Genomic DNA, 16,549 nt, shown 5'->3' on the forward strand with positions numbered 1-16,549 from the left:
CACCCACCGCCGGGGCCGCCGCCCGAAAAGCGGCGTACGCCGGCACCTGCCCGCGCCCCCGCCCCGGCGCCGAACCGCTCGGGTGCCCGGCCCCGCTGCGCGCCCGGTGCACCTGCGACGCGTCACCCGTCTCCGAACGGACACCGCCCGAACCCGCCGCCCGGAGCCACTTGGCGAACGACCCCGCCGCAGAGCCGAGTGACGGAGTCGGGACAGACGCCGCGAGCGCGGCCCCGCCCTGCGCCCAGAACCCGAGCACCAGAGCGAAGACAACCACCCAGGACTGCCAACGCGAAACGCGACGCACCGCACACCGACTCTCAACGCAGAAACAGCGCAGCACCAACACCGCGACCACGGCGAAGGAGTACTGCGCATGAGCAGCAAATAACTACCGGCAGCGGAAAGCGCCACGCGAGATGCGTATTCAAACAGAAATAGGAGCGGCATCCTTCCGTGATCAAACGAAAGGATTTAGCAGACACTCCTCACAAGTCGGACTCCCATGGAAGGCACCACTGGACCCCGACCACTTTCGTGGACACTGGAAGTAGTTCATCGCAGTGTCAAGTGGGAAGTGCACGATGGTTTCAAAGCGGAAGAAGTACGCTCCGGAATACAAGGCAGAGGCCGTAGAGCTTGTAGTGAGCTCCGGCCGGCCCGTGGCTGAGATCGCCCGGGACCTCGGCCTGAACGAGGGAACCCTCGGGAGCTGGGTAAATGCCGCAAAGAGGAGCGGAAGCATCAAAGACAAGCCGCTTACTATCGATGAGCGCGTCCATATGAAGGAACTCGAAGAGGAAAACCGAAAGCTCCGAATGGAGCGGGATTTTCTAAAAAAAGCAGCGGCGTGGTTTGCAAGCCAGAATCAATAAAGTTCGCCTTTATCCTGCAAGTCAGAGACGAGCAGGCTGGCAAGCCGCGCCGCTTCAGGTATCCCATCAACTTCATGTGCCAGATGCTGCATGTATCTCGAGCCGGCTTCTATGCGTGGATCGGCAGGGAGGAGTCCCGGCACGCGCGGCGCGATGTCGAGCTCACGCGACTCATCATCGCCATCGACAAAACGAATAAGGGAAGGTACGGAATCGATCGGATACACGCCCAGCTGGCCCGCCAGGGCGAGCGCGTGTCGCCCAAGCGTGTCCGGCGCCTGGCCAGGGCTGCTGGACTGGCCTGCGTCCACCCCAGCCCCTACAGGGCCACCACCCTCCAGGACCCCGCGAACCGACGGGGCCTGGTGGATCTCGTCGAGCGCAACTTCGTCCCGGAAAAGAAAGACCAAATATGGTACGGGGACATCACATATATTCATACCGCAGAGGGCTGGGCCTATATGGCCACGGTGATCGACGGATACTCGCGCAAGCTCATCGGCTGGTCCATCGCTGACAATATGCGTGAAGACATGGTGGTCCAGGCGCTCGATATGGCCATCCGCAACCGCCGGCCAGGCCAGGGAGAAGCCGTGATGCACACGGATCGTGGCAGCCAGTACACCGGCAGTAGATTTCGCGACCACTGCCTTGACAACGGGGTCATCCCTTCGGTAGGAAAGACGGGGATCTGCTTCGACAACGCTGCGGCCGAGTCCTTCAACGCAACCCTCAAGAAGGAACTCATTCACCTGCATGTATGGGCAACAATCAAGCAGGTCAAAACCGCCATATTTGAATATGTCGAGTCCTACTACAATAGAAGCAGGATTCAGCGGGAACTTGGCTACCTATCGCCCTATGAATTCGAGAGCAGGTCTACATTTAGCGCAGCACTAGCAGCATAGAAGACTGTCTTCGAAATCGGTCGGCCTCCACCACCGAACTGCACTGATGCCAGCAAATGGCGGCGCGCCGACCCTGACGCCCGGCCACCGCCGGAAGTGGTATCCACTCCCGGTAGAATTTCCACAGCCGATCAACAGGCTTCGCACAGGCAGAGAAATGGTAAGGATATCTTGCCTTCAATGCATACCGGCCCACCACCCGCGACATACCGAGTGGCTATGATCCGCAGGAGAAATCGCACCGGGGACGGAGAAGTCAATGCGAAGGACGCCGAAGCCGCGCACGGCGGCCATCGCGGCAGCCGCGGGCACCCTGGCGGCAGCGGCGGCCGCAGTGATCGGCCTCTCGGGCGGCGGCACTTCGCACGCGAGTACCCCTGCGCCGGTGTCGAGCATCGACAGCGAAGCACGGGCCTGCCTGCTCACCGGCCCCGGCGCGAGCCCCGCCCTGACCGCAGCCGCCTGGACAGGCATGCGCCAAGCCGCCGCCTCCTCAACACACCTGCTGGTGCAGCAGTTCGCCCTCCCGCCCAACGCGACGCCGGCGACCTTCCTCGACACCCTCACCCAGATGCGCTGCACGACCATCGCGACCGTCGGCAGCAGCCTGGACACCGCAGTACCCCCCACCGCCAACCGCACACCGTCCGTCCGCTTCCTGATCATCGGTGGCGCCCCGGCCCTCGCCCACAACATCATCGACCTCAGCCCAACGCAGGCAACACCAGCACGCGTGGCCCAGGAAGTCAGCAAGGCCGGTTGACCGGGGCGGACTCTGAACAGTCGGCGGCACCACGGGACAGACGCACCGAGGTGGCGTGCAAGGGGCCGTTGTGCAGGCTGTATCGGCAGGCAGCGGCATTCTCGCCGCCGAGCGAGCCTTGCCGTTCGTCCCCGCCGGCCCCGCTCGTTTCGGGCACCGGCAGCATGCGGGTGGACCTCATTGACGGGTGGAGTGGACCGATACGGTCCACTCCACCCGAACCACTGCCGGACGGCCCGTCAGGCGACGGTCGCCGGGGCGTCCCGCAGCGTGACGTTGGCGTGGCTCTCCTGGAAGCTCTGCTCGGAGACCAGGGTCAGCCGGGCCGTGGACCGGAACTCCGCAAGCGTGGTGGAACCGCAGGAGACCATCGTGGTCCGGAGTTTGGCAATGGTCAGGGCGAGCCCCTCATTGAGGTCGCCGGCGTAGGGGACGTAGCCGTCGACGCCCTCCTCGAAGATCAGGCCCTGGCCGCCCTGGCCGTAGCGCTGCCAGTTGCGGGCCCGGTTCGAGCCCTCGCCCCAGTACTCCTTCACAAATCCGTCCCGGGTCGGGAGCTTCGCGCCGGCCGCCTGGTCGAAGCGGGCGAAGTAGCGTCCCATCATGACGAAGTCGGCGCCCATCGCCAGAGCCAGGGCCACGTGGTAGTCGTGGACCAACCCACCGTCGGAGCAGATCGGCACGTATGCGCCGGTGCGCTCCGCGAAGGCGTCCCGGGCCGCGGCGACGTCCAGCACCGCGCTGGCCTGGCCGCGGCCGATGCCCTTCTGGTCGCGGGTGATGCAGATGGAGCCGCCGCCCACGCCGACCTTCACGAAGTCCGCTCCGGCCTCGGCGAGGAAGGTGAACGCCTCCCCGTCGACCACGTTGCCGCCGCCGGTCGGGATCTCCGGGTAGTGCTTCTTCACCCAGGTCAGGGCCTGCGCCTGCCAGTCGCTGTAGCCGTCGGAGGAGTCGAAGCACAGGACGTCGGCGCCCGCCTCCAGCAGGGCGGGGACGCGCTCCCGGTAGTCGTGGGTGTTGACGCCCGCGCCCACGCGCAGCCGCTTGGCAGCGTCCACGGCCTGGTTCGGGAAGCGCTTGTTATCCGCATAGTCGGACCGGAACACCAAGTACTGCAGGTGTCCCCCGGCGTCGAGGACGGGGAGGCAGTCGAGCCGCTGGTCCCACAGCCGCGCGTTGGCCTCGGACAGCGTGGTGTCGGCTGCGGCGTGGGGCAGGTCGGCGATGGCGGTCATCCGGCCGCCCACGGGCCCGTCGAGGTCGTGGCGGCCGGGGTGGAAGTCGCGGGAGGTCACCAGGCCCAGCAGCCGGCCGGTGGCGCTGCCGTCGTCGGTGACTGCGGCGGTGCTGTGACCGGTGCGCTGCATGACGGCGACCATGTGCCGCAGGCTGTCGTCCGGCCGGACATTGGTGTCACTGGTGACGAACCCGGCCTTGAAGTTCTTCACCTGGCAGACGGCCGCGGCCTGGTCCTCGATCGACTGGTTGTGGTGGAGGAAGCTCAGGCCGCCGTTGCGTGCCAGCGCGATCGCGAGTTCCGGCGTACTGACCGCCTGCATGATCGCGGACGTGAACGGCGAGCCGAGTTCGATCGCCGACCGCTCCCCCGCCACGTGGCGGACCAGGGGTGTGCGCAGGTCGACCGTCGCGGACGAACAGTCGGTTCGCGTCCGGTTCGGCAGGAGCAGAAACTCGTTGAACGTCCTTGAGACCTCGGCGATGATCTTTGCCACTCGTTCCTCCTGGCCCTTCGACCGGGACCCGACTGCCCGGCCGGTGAAGACCGTCCGGTGCCCCGAGACCCGGGCAGCCAGGTTCCGGCACGGCAGTCGTGGAGGTGCCACGAACTGCGGCAGAGCCTGACCCTCCCGTGGTTCTCACCGGGTGCGGTCGTGACCTGGAACCTTATCGACTGCCCGGCAGCTGCACGAATCGCCTCCGCCGGGGGCCGGGCCCGGACGGGATGACGGTCAGTCAGTTACCGTTGGCAACCTAACAAACGCTTGGTAGCGTGCTTAGGTCGTTGCCGCTCCAGGAAAGGCAGACGCGCCATGGCTGACAGGCGAATGACAGCGGATCAGGTCGTCGCGGAGCTGCGCTCCGGCATGACCGTGGGCATCGGCGGCTGGGGGTCGCGGCGCAAGCCCATGTCCCTGGTGCGCGCCCTGCTCCGCTCCGACCTGACCGATCTGACGGTGGTCGGCTACGGCGGTCCCGACGTGGGGCTGCTCTGCGCCGCGGGCAAGGTGAAACGGCTGGTCTACGGCTTCGTGTCGCTGGACTCCATCCCGCTCGAACCGCACTTCCAGGCCGCCCGCCAGTCCGGCGCGGTCCTGGCCACCGAGTACGACGAGGGCATGCTCCAGGCCGGGCTGTACGCGGCGGCGCAGCGGCTGCCGTTCCTCCCGGTCCGGGCCGGGCTCGGCTCCGACGTGATGCGGGTCAACCCGGAGCTGCGCACCGTCGCCTCCCCCTACGGGGACGGCGAGGAGCTGGTGGCCGTCCCCGCGCTGCACCTGGACGCCGCGCTGGTGCACCTGAACCGGGCCGACGCTGCCGGGAACGCCCAGTTCCTCGGCCCCGACCTCTACTTCGACGACCTCTTCTGCGCCGCCGCCGACCGCGCCTACGTCTCCTGCGAGCGGGTGGTGCCCACCGAGGAGCTGGCCAGGACCGCCGACATCACCCGGCTGCGGATCCACCGCTGGATGGTCGCCGGCGTGGTCGAGGCCCCCAACGGCGCCCACTTCACCTCCTGCGCCCCCGACTACGGCCGCGACGAGGGCTTCCAGCGGGAGTACGCCGCCGCTGCCAAGGACCCGCAGGCGTGGGAGCTGTTCCGGAAGACCTACCTCGGCGGCGACGAGCAGGACTACCAGCGCGCGGTCGCCGACCGCGCCGCCCGGATCGGAGCGAGCGCGTGAACGCCACCGTCACCAGGGCCGAGGTCTGTGTCGCCGCCTGCGCGGACGCCTGGCGCGGCGACGGCGAGATCCTGGCCAGCCCGATGGGCCTGATCCCCGGCATCGGCGCCCGGCTCGCCCGGGCCACCTTCGAGCCCGACCTGCTGCTCTCCGACGGCGAGGCCACCCTGGTGGCCGGCGTCTGGGCGATCGACGAGCCGGCCCCGGCCACCGCCGAGGGCTGGGTGCCCTACCGCACCATCTTCGACCTGCTGGCCGGCGGCCGACGGCACGTCATGATGGGCCCCAGCCAGCTCGACCGCTACGGCAACGCCAACATCTCCGCCATCGGCGACTTCGCCCGGCCCAGGCGCCAGCTGCTCGGCGTCCGCGGCGCCCCCGGCAACACCGTCAACCACGCCACCAGCTACTGGGTGCCCCGGCACACCGCCCGCACCTTCACCGAACGGGTCGACGTGGTCTGCGGCGTCGGCCACGACAGCGCCGCCCGGGCCGGCTACTCCGCCAGCCGCTTCCACGACCTGCGACGGGTGGTCACCAACCTGGCCGTGCTGGACTTCGGCGGCCCCGGGCACACCCTGCGGCTGCGCTCGCTCCACCCCGGCGTCACGGTGGACGCCGTCGCCGCCGCCACCGGGTTCGCGCTGCACACCGACGGCGAGGTCCCCGAGACCCGGTTACCGACGGCGGAGGAGCTCGCCCTCGTCCGCACCGTCCTCGACCCCAGGGCGCTGCGCGACCGGGAGGTCCCGCAATGACGCACCCCGCGCTGCACACCCCGCTCTGCGAGCTCTTGGGGGTCCGCTACCCGATCGTGCAGACCGGCATGGGCTGGGTGTCCGGGCCCGAACTCACCGCCGCCACCGCGCGGGCGGGCGGTCTGGGCATCCTGGCCGGCGCCACCCTCTCCCCCGACGGGATCCGGTCGGCGATCCACGCGGTGCGCGAGCGCACCGACGCGCCGTTCGGGGTGAACCTGCGCGGTGACTCCCCGGACGTGGCCGAGCGGGCCGCGATCCTGATCCAGGAGGGGGTCAGGGTCGCCTCCTTCGCGCTCGCCCCCGACGAGAGGGTGCTCCGCACCCTCAAGGACGCCGGACTGGTGGTGGTGCCCTCCGTCGGCGCCCGCCGGCACGCGGAGAAGGTCCAGGCGTGGGGCGCGGACGCGGTGGTGGTCCAGGGCGGCGAGGGCGGCGGCCACACCGGCAGCGTGCCCACCTCGATCCTGCTGCCGCAGGTGGTCGACGCGGTCGACATCCCGGTGGTCGCGGCCGGCGGGTTCCACGACGGACGCGGCCTGGTCGCCGCCCTCGCCCAGGGCGCGGTCGGCATCGCGATGGGCACCCGCTTCCTGCTGACCAGCGACAGCACCGTGCCGGAGGCGGTCAAGGCCGAGTACCTCAAGCGGGGCGTCGCCGACACCGTGGTGACCCCGGTCCTGGACGGCGTTCCGCAGCGGGTGCTGCGCACCGAGCTGGTGGACCGGCTGGTCGCCGCGGGCCCGGTCGCCCGCTCCGCCCGCTCGCTGCGCCATGCCGTGGCGTTCCGGCGGATGTCCGGCCTCCCCTGGTCAGCCATGGTCCGCCAGGGCCTGACCATGCGCCGCGACCACGGTCTCGGCTGGTCCCAGGTGCTGATGGCCGCCAACACCCCGATGATGCTGCACGCCGCCATGGTCGACGGGCGGGTGGACCTGGGCACCCTCGCCGCCGGACAGGTCGCCGGGCTGATCGAGGACCTGCCCAGCTGCGCCGAGCTGATCGACCGCATCGTCGCCGACGCCGACGCCGTGCTCCGCAGGCTGACCGCCGACACCCCCGCAGTCGACGCCCCCGCACCCGTCTCCCCCGCAGGAGGACACCGATGACCGACGAGAAGAGCGTCACCTGGGGCGTGGACGCCCGCGGCATCGCCGAGGTGGTGGTCGACCGTCCGCCGGTCAACGCGCTGCCGGTGGCCGGCTGGTACCGGCTGGCGGAGGTGCTGGAGCAGCTGGGCCGCGACCCCGCCGTCCGGGTGGTGGTGCTCCGGGCCGAGGGCCGGGGCTTCAACGCCGGGGTGGACATCAAGGAGATCCAGGCCGACGCGGGCTTCACCGCGCTGATCGGCGCCAACCGGGGCTGCTTCGCGGCCTTCGCGGCGGTGTACGACTGCGCGGTGCCGGTGGTCGCGGCCGTCCACGGCTTCTGCCTCGGCGGCGGGATCGGCCTGGTCGGCAACGCGGACATCGTGGTCGCCGCCGACGACGCCGTCTTCGGCCTGCCGGAGGTGGACCGGGGCGCGCTGGGCGCGGCCACCCACCTCTCGCGGCTGGTGCCGCTGCACCGGGCGCGGGCGATGATGTACACCTCGGCCACCGCCACCGCGGCCGAACTGCACGGCTACGGCTCGGTGCTGGACGTGGTCCCGGCCGAGCGGCTGCGGGGGCGGGCACTGGAGGTCGCGGCCGGGATCGCGGCCAAGAACCCGGTGGTGATCCGCGCCGCGAAGGAGGCCTTCGCCGGGATCGACCTGTGGGACGTCAAGCGCAGCTACCGCTACGAGCAGGGCTTCACCTTCGAGTTGAACCTCTCGGGGGTGGCCGACCGGGTGCGCGACGGCTTCGGCGCGCGGCCCACGACCGAGGCGGAGCGCTGAGATGGACCTGACCTGGAGCGCGGCGGAGCAGGACTTCCGGCAGCAGGCCAGGGTCTGGCTGTCCGCCAACGTCCCGGGCAGCCCGCTGCCCTCCGGCGACACCCGCGCCGGCTTCGCCGCCCATCTGGAGTGGGAGCGGCGGCTGTTCGAGGCGCGCTGGTCGGTGGTGTCCTGGCCGGAGGCGTTCGGCGGCCGGGACGCCACGCTGTGGGAGTGGCTGATCTTCGAGGAGGAGTACTACCGGGCCGGGGCTCCGCAGCGGGTCACCCAGAACGGCATCTTCCTGCTCGGGCCGTCCCTGTTCGAGTTCGGCACCCCCGAGCAGCAGCAGCGGCTGCTGCCCCGAATGGCCGCCGCCCAGGACCTGTGGGCCCAGGGCTGGTCCGAACCGGGCGCGGGCAGCGACCTGGCGGCGATCAGCAGCCGCGCGGTGCGCGACCGGGCGGCCGGCGGCTGGCGGCTGAGCGGGCAGAAGACCTGGACCACCCGCGGCGCCTTCTGCACCCACCTCTTCGGCCTGTTCCGCACCGACCCCGAGGCGCAGCGGCACCATGGCCTCACCTACTTCCTGGTCAAGCTGGACGCACCGGGCGTGACCGTGCGCGGCTTCGAGCGGCTGGACGGCGACGAGGGCTTCGCCGAGGTCTTCCTCGACGACGTCTTCGTGCCGGACCAGGACGTCCTCGGCGGCGTGGACCAGGGCTGGTCGGTGGCGATGGCCACGACCGGCTCCGAGCGCGGCCTGACCCTGCGTTCACCGGGCCGCTTCCTCAGCGCCGCCGACCGGCTGGTGGAGGCGGCCAGGGCGCACCCGGAGCGGGCCGCCGCGCAGCGGGACCAGGTGGTGCAGGCGTGGATCGACGCGCAGGCCTACCAGCTGTTCACCCTGGAGCAGGTCACCGCCATCAGCGAGGGGCGTCGGATCGGCGCCGAGTCCAGTCTCAACAAGCTGTTCTGGTCCGAGCTGGACATCCGGCTGCACCAGACCGCCCTGGAACTGCTCGGCCCCGAGGCCGAGTTGGACGGCCCGTGGAGCCGGGGCTTCCTGTTCTCGCTGGCCGGGACGATCTACGCGGGCACCAACGAGATCCAGCGCACCATCGTCGCCGAGCGGCTGCTCGGCCTGCCGAGGAAGTGAGGTGGGCGATGCGATTCCGGATCGCCGAGGACGACGCGGCGCTGGCGGCGGCCGCCGCCGGGCTGCTGGCCAAGGAGGTCACCCCGCAGGAGATCCGGGCGGGCTGGCCGGGGGGCTCCGCCGGGCGGGTCGACGCCGCCTGGCGCAGACTGGCCGAGCTGGGCGCGCTCGGCACGCTGGTACCGGAGGCGGCAGACGGCCTCGGCCTCGGCCTGGACGAGAACGCGCTCGCGCCGCTGCTGTTCGAGCTGGGGCGGTCGGGCCTGCCGGTGCCGGCGGCGGAGAGCATCGCGGTCGGCGCTCCGCTGCTGGCGGCCGCCGGATCGCCGCTGCTGGCCGAGGTGCTGTCGGCCCGGCTGCTGCTGACCGCCGCGCTGGACGGCTCCGGTCCGGTTCCGTTCGGGCAGCGCGCCGACCTGCTGGTGCTGGAGGCGGGTGCGCAGCTGCGGCTGTACCGGCGCGACGAGCTGGAACTGGAGCCGGTGGCGGCGGTGGACGGCTCGCGGGCGCTGGCCCGGCTCCGGCGCCCGCCGGACGGCGGCGGGGTACTGCTCGCCGAGGGCCCGATAGCCGTGGACCGGGCCCGGCAGCGCGGGGTGCTGGGCACGGCCGCGCTGCTGGTCGGGCTCTGCGAGCGGATGCTCGACCTGACCGTCGACTACGTCCGGCAGCGGCGCCAGTACGGCGCGCCGATCGGCTCCTTCCAGGCGGTCCAGCACGCGCTGGCGGGCGCGGCCGGGGCGGTGCGCTTCGCCCGTCCGGCGGTGCTGGCGGCGGCCTGGTCGCAGGCGTCCGGGGAGCCTGCTGCGGCGGTGGCGACCTCGCTGGCGAAGGTGCTGGCCTCGGACGCCGGACGGCTGGTGGCCCGGACCGCGATCCAGTGCCACGGCGCGATCGGCTACACCACCGAGTACGACCTGCACCTGTACGCCAAGCGGGCCTGGGCGCTCGCCGCCGCCTGGGGCGGCCCCGCCGACCACCGCGAACTGATCGCCCGTGAACTCCAGTTGACGAGAGTGGGTTGAACCCGGATGACCGCAGAGCAGCAGGGGACCGACGACGGGGTGGTCCGGTACCAACGGCGCGGTCCGGTCGCGGTGGTGACCATGAACCGCCCCGAGTACCGCAACGCGCAGAACTCCGCCATGACCTACGCCCTGGACGACGCCTTCTACCGGGCCGCCGCCGATCCGGAGGTCAAGGTGGTGGTGCTGGCCGGGGCCGGCGAGCACTTCTCGGCCGGGCACGACATCGGCACCCCGGAACGGGACGTCGACACCTCCTTCGACCGCCGGGCCGGGCTGTGGTGGGACCATGTCGGCCGGTCCGGCGGCGAGAGCCGGTTCGCCCGGGAGCAGGAGGTCTACCTGGGCATGTGCCGGCGCTGGCGGGAGCTGCCGAAGCCGGTGATCGCCCAGGTGCAGGGCGCGTGCGTGGCCGGCGGGCTGATGCTGGCCTGGATCTGCGACCTGATCGTCGCCGCCGACGACGCCTTCTTCGCCGATCCGGTGGTGCGGATGGGCATCCCCGGCGTGGAGTACTTCGCGCACCCGTGGGTGATGGGGCCCCGCTTCGCCAAGGAGTTCCTCTACCTGGGCGAACGGGTGCCCGCGGAACGGGCGCTGAGCCTCGGCATGGTCAACCGGGTGGTGCCGCGCGGGCAGTTGGAGCAGGAGGTGCTCTCCATCGCCGGGCGGATCGCCGAGATGCCCGCGCTCGGTCTTGCGCTCACCAAGAAGGCGGTCAACCAGGCCGAGGACCAGATGGGCCTGCAGACCGGCATGGACTCGGCGTTCGGCCTGCACCACTTCGCCCACGCGCACAACGCCGAGGTCGGCCGGGACTCGCTGGCCGGCCACGACGCCCGCAGCATGCGGGACGCGCAGCGGACGAAGGGGAGCGGGGAGTGACGGGGAGCTGCGAGGGCCGGGTGGTGGTGGTGACCGGCGCGGGCCAGGGCCTGGGGCGCGAGCACGCGCTGGCGCTGGCCGCCGCCGGGGCCCGGGTCGTGGTCAACGACATCGGCGCGGCGGCGGAGGCCGTGGCCGAGGAGATCACGGCGGCGGGCGGCGCCGCCGTCGCCGACGCGGGCGACGTCAGCGACTGGGCCTACGCCGCCGCGCTGGTCGACCGGGCGGTGGCGGAGTTCGGCACGCTGGACGCGCTGGTCAACAACGCGGGCGTGAACCGGGACCGGATGCTGGTGTCGATGACGGAGGAGGAGTGGGACCTGGTCCTCCGGGTCGACCTCAAGGGGCACTTCGCGCCGCTGCGGCACGCCGCCGGCTACTGGCGGGAGCAGCGGAAGCAGGGGCGCGAGGTGGCCGCGCGGATCGTCAACACCAGTTCCGGCGCGGGCCTGATGGGCAGCGTGGGCCAGGGCAACTACGGGGCGGCCAAGGCCGGGATCGCGGCGCTGACGCAGATCGCGGCGGTGGAGCTGGCCCGCTACGGCGTCACCGTCAACGCGATCGCGCCGTCCGCGCGCACGCCGATGACGGAGGCGGTCTTCGCCGAGCGGATGCGCGCGCCGGAGTCCGGCTTCGACGCCATGCACCCCGGCAATGTCTCCCCGCTGGTGGTGTGGCTGGCGGGGGCGGAGTCGGGCGACGTGACCGGGCGGGTCTTCGAGGTCGAGGGCGGCAGCATCAGCGTCGCCGACGGCTGGCAGCACGGCCCGCAGCTGTCGCGCGACCGCCGCTGGGAGCCGTCCGAGGTCGGCCCCGCCGTCCGCGAACTCCTGCGCCGCGCCCCCGCCCCGGCCCCGGTCTACGGGGCGTAGCGTCCGGCGCCTGAAGTTCGATGAACCCGGACGTCGACGAGCGGCCGAACTGGCGGGACCTGCGGCCACTGCTCGACAACGCGCACCTGCTGCTGGCACTCCGCGTTGCTGTACCGGACGCCCGGATCGTCACCCGCGCCAACGGCGACGGGCTCACGGCGTGGGTCCACGACAGCACCGCATCCTGGGCGCGGCTGACCGCAGCCACGATCCGGCAGGGCGGTCCACGGCGCCTCGCCGACGAGTTGGACGCCGCCTGGGACCAGTGGCTCGGCCTCGGCTCGCCGGAACTGTACGACTACGGGCTGACCGTCACTGCAAGCGAGCAGCACGCGTGGGCGATCGACCCGCAAACCGGGCCGCGGTGGCCGGCACAGGCCAACTCGCCCGTACCCAACCGTCAGGAGCACCGTACGGGCCGAGCTGCGCGCACCCTCGGACGAGAACGTCAACGCCGTTCCGGCCGCCGCCGCAAACGGGACGTCACCTGGTCGTCCCGGGCGGCCTGTTCCTGCCGCTTCGTACCGGAAGGACTTGCTGCCTATTCGGGCGGGGCCTGAGCCGGATCGATGCCGGATCGTGCTCCGTCTTCGAGGCCGGCCTCGATGAGCGCGGCGGTGATGGTCTGTTCAAGTGAGGGGAACTCAGCCCCATCCAGAATCCGCAGTGCCTGGTGCAGCCGTGTGCGAGCGGTGTCGCGGTCTGCCTCGTCCTGGGTCATGGCGATGCGGGCCAGGCCGTAGGCCGCGCGGGCCCTGACGACCGCTTCCGATTCCTCCTCCGAGGCAAGCACTCCTTGGTAGAGCTCTGCGGCACCGGCGAGGTCACCAAGGGCGAGCAGCGCGTCGCCGCGGTGTTGCGGCAGGGGCAGGACCCACCGGTGATAGGGACGGTCTTGCTGACGAGCAGCGGCTTGGTCGAGAAACTCCAGGGCCGCGGCTGGATCGTCGGCTCGCAGGGCGTTGACCCCGAGCTCGAACAGAGCTTCGGTTTCCTCGCCCCAGTCGCCGATCTCTCGGGCGAGTTCCTGCGCGCGCCGATACTCGCGGGCGGCTTCCTGGTAGTCGCCGCGCTCGGTGGCAAGCATGCCGAGGACGTTGATCGCACCGGCCAGGCGTCGGTGGGCGCCGGTCTGCTCGGCGAGGGCCGTGGCCTCGGCCAGGACGGCGGCGGCCTGGTCGTGCTCGCCGAGCAAGCTCCTGGTCAAGCCGATGGGGATCAGGACGAACGTCTGGTGGTCCTTGTTCCCGGTCTCCTGATACAGCACCAGGGCCTGGGTCAACCAGTCCAGGGCTTGACGGTGACGGCCCATTGCGCAGGCGCCGATGCCCATGTTGTGCAGGCAGCTTGCTTCGCCGTGGCGGTTGCCGGTCTCCCGCATGAGGGCGAGGGCCTCATGGAAGATCTCCATGCCCTGCCCGTACTGACTCATGTCGGACAGGACGCAGCCCAGATTGCCGAGGGTGGCTGCGGTCTTCGCACGGTCGCCTGCGATCTTGCGCAGCCGTAGAGCCTCACGGGTGTACGGCAGTGCCCGGTCCAAGCGGCCCGCCACGACTTCGAAGTTTCCGCGGGCGTGCCAGAGCTCGGCCTGCGCGGCGGCGTTGCCGTCCGCCTCGGCTGCGGCCAGGCCGTAGTGAAGGCTCTGGGCCCAGTCGGAATTGAGGCCCGATGCGTAGTAGTAGGCCCACAGTGCCTGGGTGAACCGCCAGGCGTGTCCCGTCCAACCCTCGGTGGCGGCGTGCCGGGTGGCCGCCAGCAGGTTCGCACGCTCGGCCGACAGCCAGGCGCGGGCTTCCTCGTCATCGGTCGGCTCAGCCACCGGGAGTGCCGGCGGGCGCGGCAGGTCGCCGTTGCGGTACCGGTTCCGGTTGACCAGGTCCGTGACCGCGTAGACGGAGTGCAGGTACCAGTCCAGCCACCGGGTCACTGCGGCATTCCGTTCCGCGAGCGAATCGACGGCCCGACTGGTCTCGCCGGCGAAGGCCCGCACCAGGTCGTGCAGCTCGTATCGGCCGAGTACCTGCTGTTGCACCAGGTGCTCGTCCTGCAGCATCTCCAGCAGCCGGTCGGCCTCGTCCAGGTCGATGCCGGCCATCGCTGCGACAGAGTCGACGGTGGCGTCCAATCCGGGGTCGGTGCCCAGCAGGCGCAAGACGCGCTGGGCGGTCTTCGGCAGCCCCTGGTAGGACAGGTCGAGTACCGCTGTCACGCCCGGTTCCGGGCCTGCTCCTTTGGCCAGTCGGTCAGCGAGCTTTTGCAGGCTCCAGGCCGGACGGGAGCGGAGCCTGGCAGCGGCCAACGCCACGGCCAGCGGAAGGCCACCGCTCAGTTCGACGAGCCGCCGCGCGCTCTGCGGCTCGGCGTCGACCCGGTCTGCGCCGGCGATCCGGGCGAGCAACTGCAGGGATTCATCCTCCCTGAACACCTCGAGCCGCACCACTGTCGCCTCGGGTAGCTCGGTCAGGCTGCGCCGACTCGTGATCATCACCAGGCAGGTGGGGCTGCTCGGGATCAGCTCCCGTACCTGGCCGACATCTGCCGCGTTGTCCAGAACCACCAGGGCGGCGCGACCGTGCATGCGGTCGCGGAACATAGCCGCCCGTTCCTCCAACGCCTGCGGGACGTGCTGGGCCGCGACTCCCAACTGCCGCAGAAAGGAATCCAGCACGGCCGCCGGGTCGGCGGGCGGCCGGTCAGGGTCGTACCCGCGCAGATTCGCGTACAGCTGGAGGTCGCTGTAGTCGCCGGCCCGGACCAGCCTGTGCGCGGCATGCAGCGCCAACTGGGTCTTGCCGACTCCGGCCATGCCCTCGATCACCGATATCCGCACCGTCGGCTCCCCGGCAGACGGCCCCGTGGCAGTCTCCAGCAGCCGGGCGATCTCCCTGTGCCGTCCCGTGAACGTGGCCAGGTCCGCCGGCATCTGCCGGAGCACACCAGCCTCCCCTTCCGTCTTCGCCTCGCGGTGAACCCGAAGACAGGCCTCTCGCCAACAACCCACGCCCTCCTCGTCCACCCCCAGGGCCCGCACGATCGCCGTCACCAGGTCCACATCGAGACGGCGGCGCCCGACTTTGAAGGTGTCCACGACCGTGGATGGCGACACGACACGCGCCGGCCGCACCACTGCTCCGACCCGCTTGGCCAGCAACCGGTACGAGGGCATCCCCGCCCGTTCCCGTAGCTCGCCCAGCAGGCCGATGAACTCGGCCAGATCGACCGCACCGCTCGGATCCGGCACCCTGCCCCGCTGCTCGACCACAACGCCCCCGCGTCATCCAGCTGTGTTCCTGACAGGCGAAGTCTACGAGTCAGATGTGTGGATTCGTGCGGGAAGCGGGACTCAAGACGGGTGCCCCGGGCACTGTGGTCGTGCTGCTTCGCGCTAGACCGGTCCAAGCGGCGCAAAACGGGGAGGCTGCCGCGCCTGCACGGGTGGCGGCTCAGAGAAGCATCCGGCCGTCGCACACGCTGCGGCCATATGCGTCTCCGCGCTTCCGGTCCGGATGGACCGTCAGGTACCGGGCCGGGAGCTCGCCGCCGCCGTGGACGGCGAGGTCCGCGCCGTTGACGTAGCCGGCCAGCGGGCCGGCCAGGAAGAGGCAGGCGCCGGCGACGTCGGCCGGGACGGCCATCCGGCCCATCGGGATGATCCCCGCCAGCGCCGCGCCGCCGTCCTCGCCGTAGCCGGCCGCCGCGCTCTCGGTGCGGATCAGCCCGGCGGTGATGTGGTTGACCCGCACCCGCGGCGCCCACTCCAGCGCCAGCGCCCGGGTCAGCGCCAGCAGCCCGGCCTTGGCCGCGGTGTAGGCGGCGGTGCCGGGCTGCGGGTCGTGCGCGGAGACGCTGCCGATATTGACGATGGCGCCGCCGTCCGGCTGTTGACGCATCACCAGGTTCGCGGCCTGCGCGACGTAGAAGGGGGCCAGCAGGTTCAGCGCGACGATCTTCTCCACGAACCGGGGCGAGACGGTGGCCGCGTCCGCGTCCGGGGAGCCCCCGGCATTGTTCACCAGGACGTCCAGCCGCCCGAACCGGGTGGCGGCGGCGTCGACCAGCGGTGCCGCCTGCGCGGGGTCGCGGACGTCGCAGGTGTGGAACGCCGCCGTCCGTCCGCCCGCCGAGGGCAGCGCCGCCGGTTCGCCGCGCCCGCAGACCAGCACCTCCGCCCCGGCGGCGAGGAAGGCCTCGGCGATGGCGCGGCCGATGCCCTTGGTGCCACCGGTGACCAGTACCGCCCGGCCGGTGAAGTCCAGCGGGTTGCCGGTGCTCTCGGTCATGCTGCCTGCCTTCTCTGTCGCAGTGTCAGTTCCTGGCCGACCGACGATCACCCTAACAAGCGTTTGTTCATCGGACCAGGCTTCGGCCGCCCCGGCCGGCCGCCGACTCCCGCGGCCCCACAAATCGTGGGCTCCGCGAGAGTCGGGTCGACCCGGCCCCGGACAACCGGGCACTATGGGACCGAGTGCCGGACAGCCGCAGCCTCAGCCCTGGTGCCACCGGCCCGTTGGCCCCG

15 protein-coding genes are annotated in these 16,549 nt (G+C 71.2%); 12 read left to right on the plus strand and 3 right to left on the minus strand.

Annotated features, from left to right (window positions below):
* Nucleotides 1–584 precede the first annotated feature (584 nt).
* The 3 genes from BS75_RS45860 to BS75_RS01845 all read left to right on the plus strand — a co-directional run bounded on the left by BS75_RS45860 (nt 585) and on the right by BS75_RS01845 (nt 2,546).
* Nucleotides 585–875 (plus strand): transposase, encoded by a 291-nt coding sequence (locus BS75_RS45860; protein WP_081982048.1) that lies wholly within the window; start codon nt 585–587, stop codon nt 873–875.
* Nucleotides 851–1,783: an IS3 family transposase gene (locus BS75_RS01840; RefSeq protein ID WP_081982160.1), complete on the plus strand. Its 933-nt coding sequence runs from the start codon at nt 851–853 to the stop codon at nt 1,781–1,783. The genes BS75_RS45860 and BS75_RS01840 overlap by 25 nt, the downstream gene beginning before the upstream one ends.
* A 259-nt stretch (nt 1,784–2,042) precedes the next feature.
* The gene (locus BS75_RS01845; RefSeq protein WP_034086920.1) at nt 2,043–2,546 is read left to right on the plus strand and encodes a hypothetical protein; all 504 of its coding nucleotides are present in this window, start codon (nt 2,043–2,045) and stop codon (nt 2,544–2,546) included.
* Nucleotides 2,547–2,785: 239 nt separating this feature from the next.
* Here BS75_RS01845 and BS75_RS01850 read toward each other — a convergent pair whose 3' ends face one another.
* Nucleotides 2,786–4,282: an IMP dehydrogenase gene (locus BS75_RS01850; protein ID WP_034086921.1), complete on the minus strand. Its 1,497-nt coding sequence runs from the start codon at nt 4,280–4,282 to the stop codon at nt 2,786–2,788.
* Between the two features lie 318 nt (nt 4,283–4,600).
* On the opposite strand from BS75_RS01850, the gene BS75_RS01855 reads away from it, so the two are divergent.
* From BS75_RS01855 to BS75_RS01895, 9 genes are read left to right on the plus strand one after another with little or no spacing between them, the layout of a single operon-like run.
* Complete coding sequence (locus BS75_RS01855; protein WP_034086922.1) at nt 4,601–5,473, plus strand: CoA transferase subunit A; 873 nt, start codon at nt 4,601–4,603, stop codon at nt 5,471–5,473.
* Nucleotides 5,470–6,231: a CoA-transferase subunit beta gene (locus tag BS75_RS01860; RefSeq protein ID WP_034086923.1), complete on the plus strand. Its 762-nt coding sequence runs from the start codon at nt 5,470–5,472 to the stop codon at nt 6,229–6,231. Before BS75_RS01855 ends, BS75_RS01860 begins: the two co-directional genes overlap by 4 nt.
* The gene (locus BS75_RS01865) at nt 6,228–7,340 is read left to right on the plus strand and encodes an NAD(P)H-dependent flavin oxidoreductase (protein ID WP_042438837.1); all 1,113 of its coding nucleotides are present in this window, start codon (nt 6,228–6,230) and stop codon (nt 7,338–7,340) included. The genes BS75_RS01860 and BS75_RS01865 overlap by 4 nt, the downstream gene beginning before the upstream one ends.
* The gene (locus BS75_RS01870; RefSeq protein ID WP_034086924.1) at nt 7,337–8,110 is read left to right on the plus strand and encodes an enoyl-CoA hydratase family protein; all 774 of its coding nucleotides are present in this window, start codon (nt 7,337–7,339) and stop codon (nt 8,108–8,110) included. Before BS75_RS01865 ends, BS75_RS01870 begins: the two co-directional genes overlap by 4 nt.
* A 1-nt stretch (nt 8,111) precedes the next feature.
* On the plus strand, nt 8,112–9,248 hold the full coding sequence (locus tag BS75_RS01875; protein WP_034086925.1) for an acyl-CoA dehydrogenase family protein: 1,137 nt from the start codon (nt 8,112–8,114) through the stop codon (nt 9,246–9,248).
* 8 nt (nt 9,249–9,256) lie between these two features.
* Nucleotides 9,257–10,273 carry an acyl-CoA dehydrogenase family protein gene (locus BS75_RS01880; protein WP_052069106.1) on the plus strand — a complete coding sequence of 339 codons (1,017 nt, stop codon included), beginning with the start codon at nt 9,257–9,259 and terminating at the stop codon, nt 10,271–10,273.
* A 6-nt stretch (nt 10,274–10,279) separates the two neighbouring features.
* Nucleotides 10,280–11,158, plus strand: coding sequence for an enoyl-CoA hydratase (locus tag BS75_RS01885; RefSeq protein ID WP_034086926.1), 879 nt, complete (start codon nt 10,280–10,282; stop codon nt 11,156–11,158).
* Nucleotides 11,155–12,030, plus strand: coding sequence for an SDR family oxidoreductase (locus tag BS75_RS01890; protein ID WP_034086927.1), 876 nt, complete (start codon nt 11,155–11,157; stop codon nt 12,028–12,030). Before BS75_RS01885 ends, BS75_RS01890 begins: the two co-directional genes overlap by 4 nt.
* 20 nt (nt 12,031–12,050) lie before the next feature.
* Nucleotides 12,051–12,590, plus strand: a complete 540-nt coding sequence (locus BS75_RS01895; RefSeq protein ID WP_052069107.1) for a hypothetical protein — start codon at nt 12,051–12,053, stop codon at nt 12,588–12,590.
* Here the strand turns inward: BS75_RS01895 and BS75_RS01900 are convergent.
* Together BS75_RS01900 and BS75_RS01905 are read right to left on the minus strand one after the other, a co-directional pair.
* Entirely contained in the window at nt 12,572–15,295 is a 2,724-nt protein-coding gene (locus BS75_RS01900; RefSeq protein WP_052069108.1) for a tetratricopeptide repeat protein, read from the minus strand. The genes BS75_RS01895 and BS75_RS01900 overlap by 19 nt on opposite strands.
* A 181-nt stretch (nt 15,296–15,476) precedes the next feature.
* The gene (locus tag BS75_RS01905) at nt 15,477–16,313 is read right to left on the minus strand and encodes an SDR family oxidoreductase (protein ID WP_042438835.1); all 837 of its coding nucleotides are present in this window, start codon (nt 16,311–16,313) and stop codon (nt 15,477–15,479) included.
* Nucleotides 16,314–16,549: the final 236 nt, after the last annotated feature.

The organism is Streptacidiphilus albus JL83 (assembly GCF_000744705.1).
Lineage (GTDB): Bacteria > Actinomycetota > Actinomycetes > Streptomycetales > Streptomycetaceae > Streptacidiphilus > Streptacidiphilus albus.

What these genes read in the sequence shown, in the direction of transcription:
- BS75_RS01880 (WP_052069106.1), top strand. Translation starts at nt 9,257, where the DNA reads ATGCGATTCCGGATCGCCGAGGACGACGCGGCGCTGGCGGCGGCCGCC.
- BS75_RS01870 (WP_034086924.1), top strand. Translation starts at nt 7,337, where the DNA reads ATGACCGACGAGAAGAGCGTCACCTGGGGCGTGGACGCCCGCGGCATC.
- BS75_RS01875 (WP_034086925.1), top strand. Translation starts at nt 8,112, where the DNA reads ATGGACCTGACCTGGAGCGCGGCGGAGCAGGACTTCCGGCAGCAGGCC.
- BS75_RS01855 (WP_034086922.1), top strand. Translation starts at nt 4,601, where the DNA reads ATGGCTGACAGGCGAATGACAGCGGATCAGGTCGTCGCGGAGCTGCGC.
- BS75_RS01885 (WP_034086926.1), top strand. Translation starts at nt 10,280, where the DNA reads ATGACCGCAGAGCAGCAGGGGACCGACGACGGGGTGGTCCGGTACCAA.
- BS75_RS01905 (WP_042438835.1), bottom strand. Translation starts at nt 16,313, where the DNA reads ATGACCGAGAGCACCGGCAACCCGCTGGACTTCACCGGCCGGGCGGTA.
- BS75_RS01865 (WP_042438837.1), top strand. Translation starts at nt 6,228, where the DNA reads ATGACGCACCCCGCGCTGCACACCCCGCTCTGCGAGCTCTTGGGGGTC.
- BS75_RS45860 (WP_081982048.1), top strand. Translation starts at nt 585, where the DNA reads ATGGTTTCAAAGCGGAAGAAGTACGCTCCGGAATACAAGGCAGAGGCC.
- BS75_RS01845 (WP_034086920.1), top strand. Translation starts at nt 2,043, where the DNA reads ATGCGAAGGACGCCGAAGCCGCGCACGGCGGCCATCGCGGCAGCCGCG.
- BS75_RS01895 (WP_052069107.1), top strand. Translation starts at nt 12,051, where the DNA reads ATGAACCCGGACGTCGACGAGCGGCCGAACTGGCGGGACCTGCGGCCA.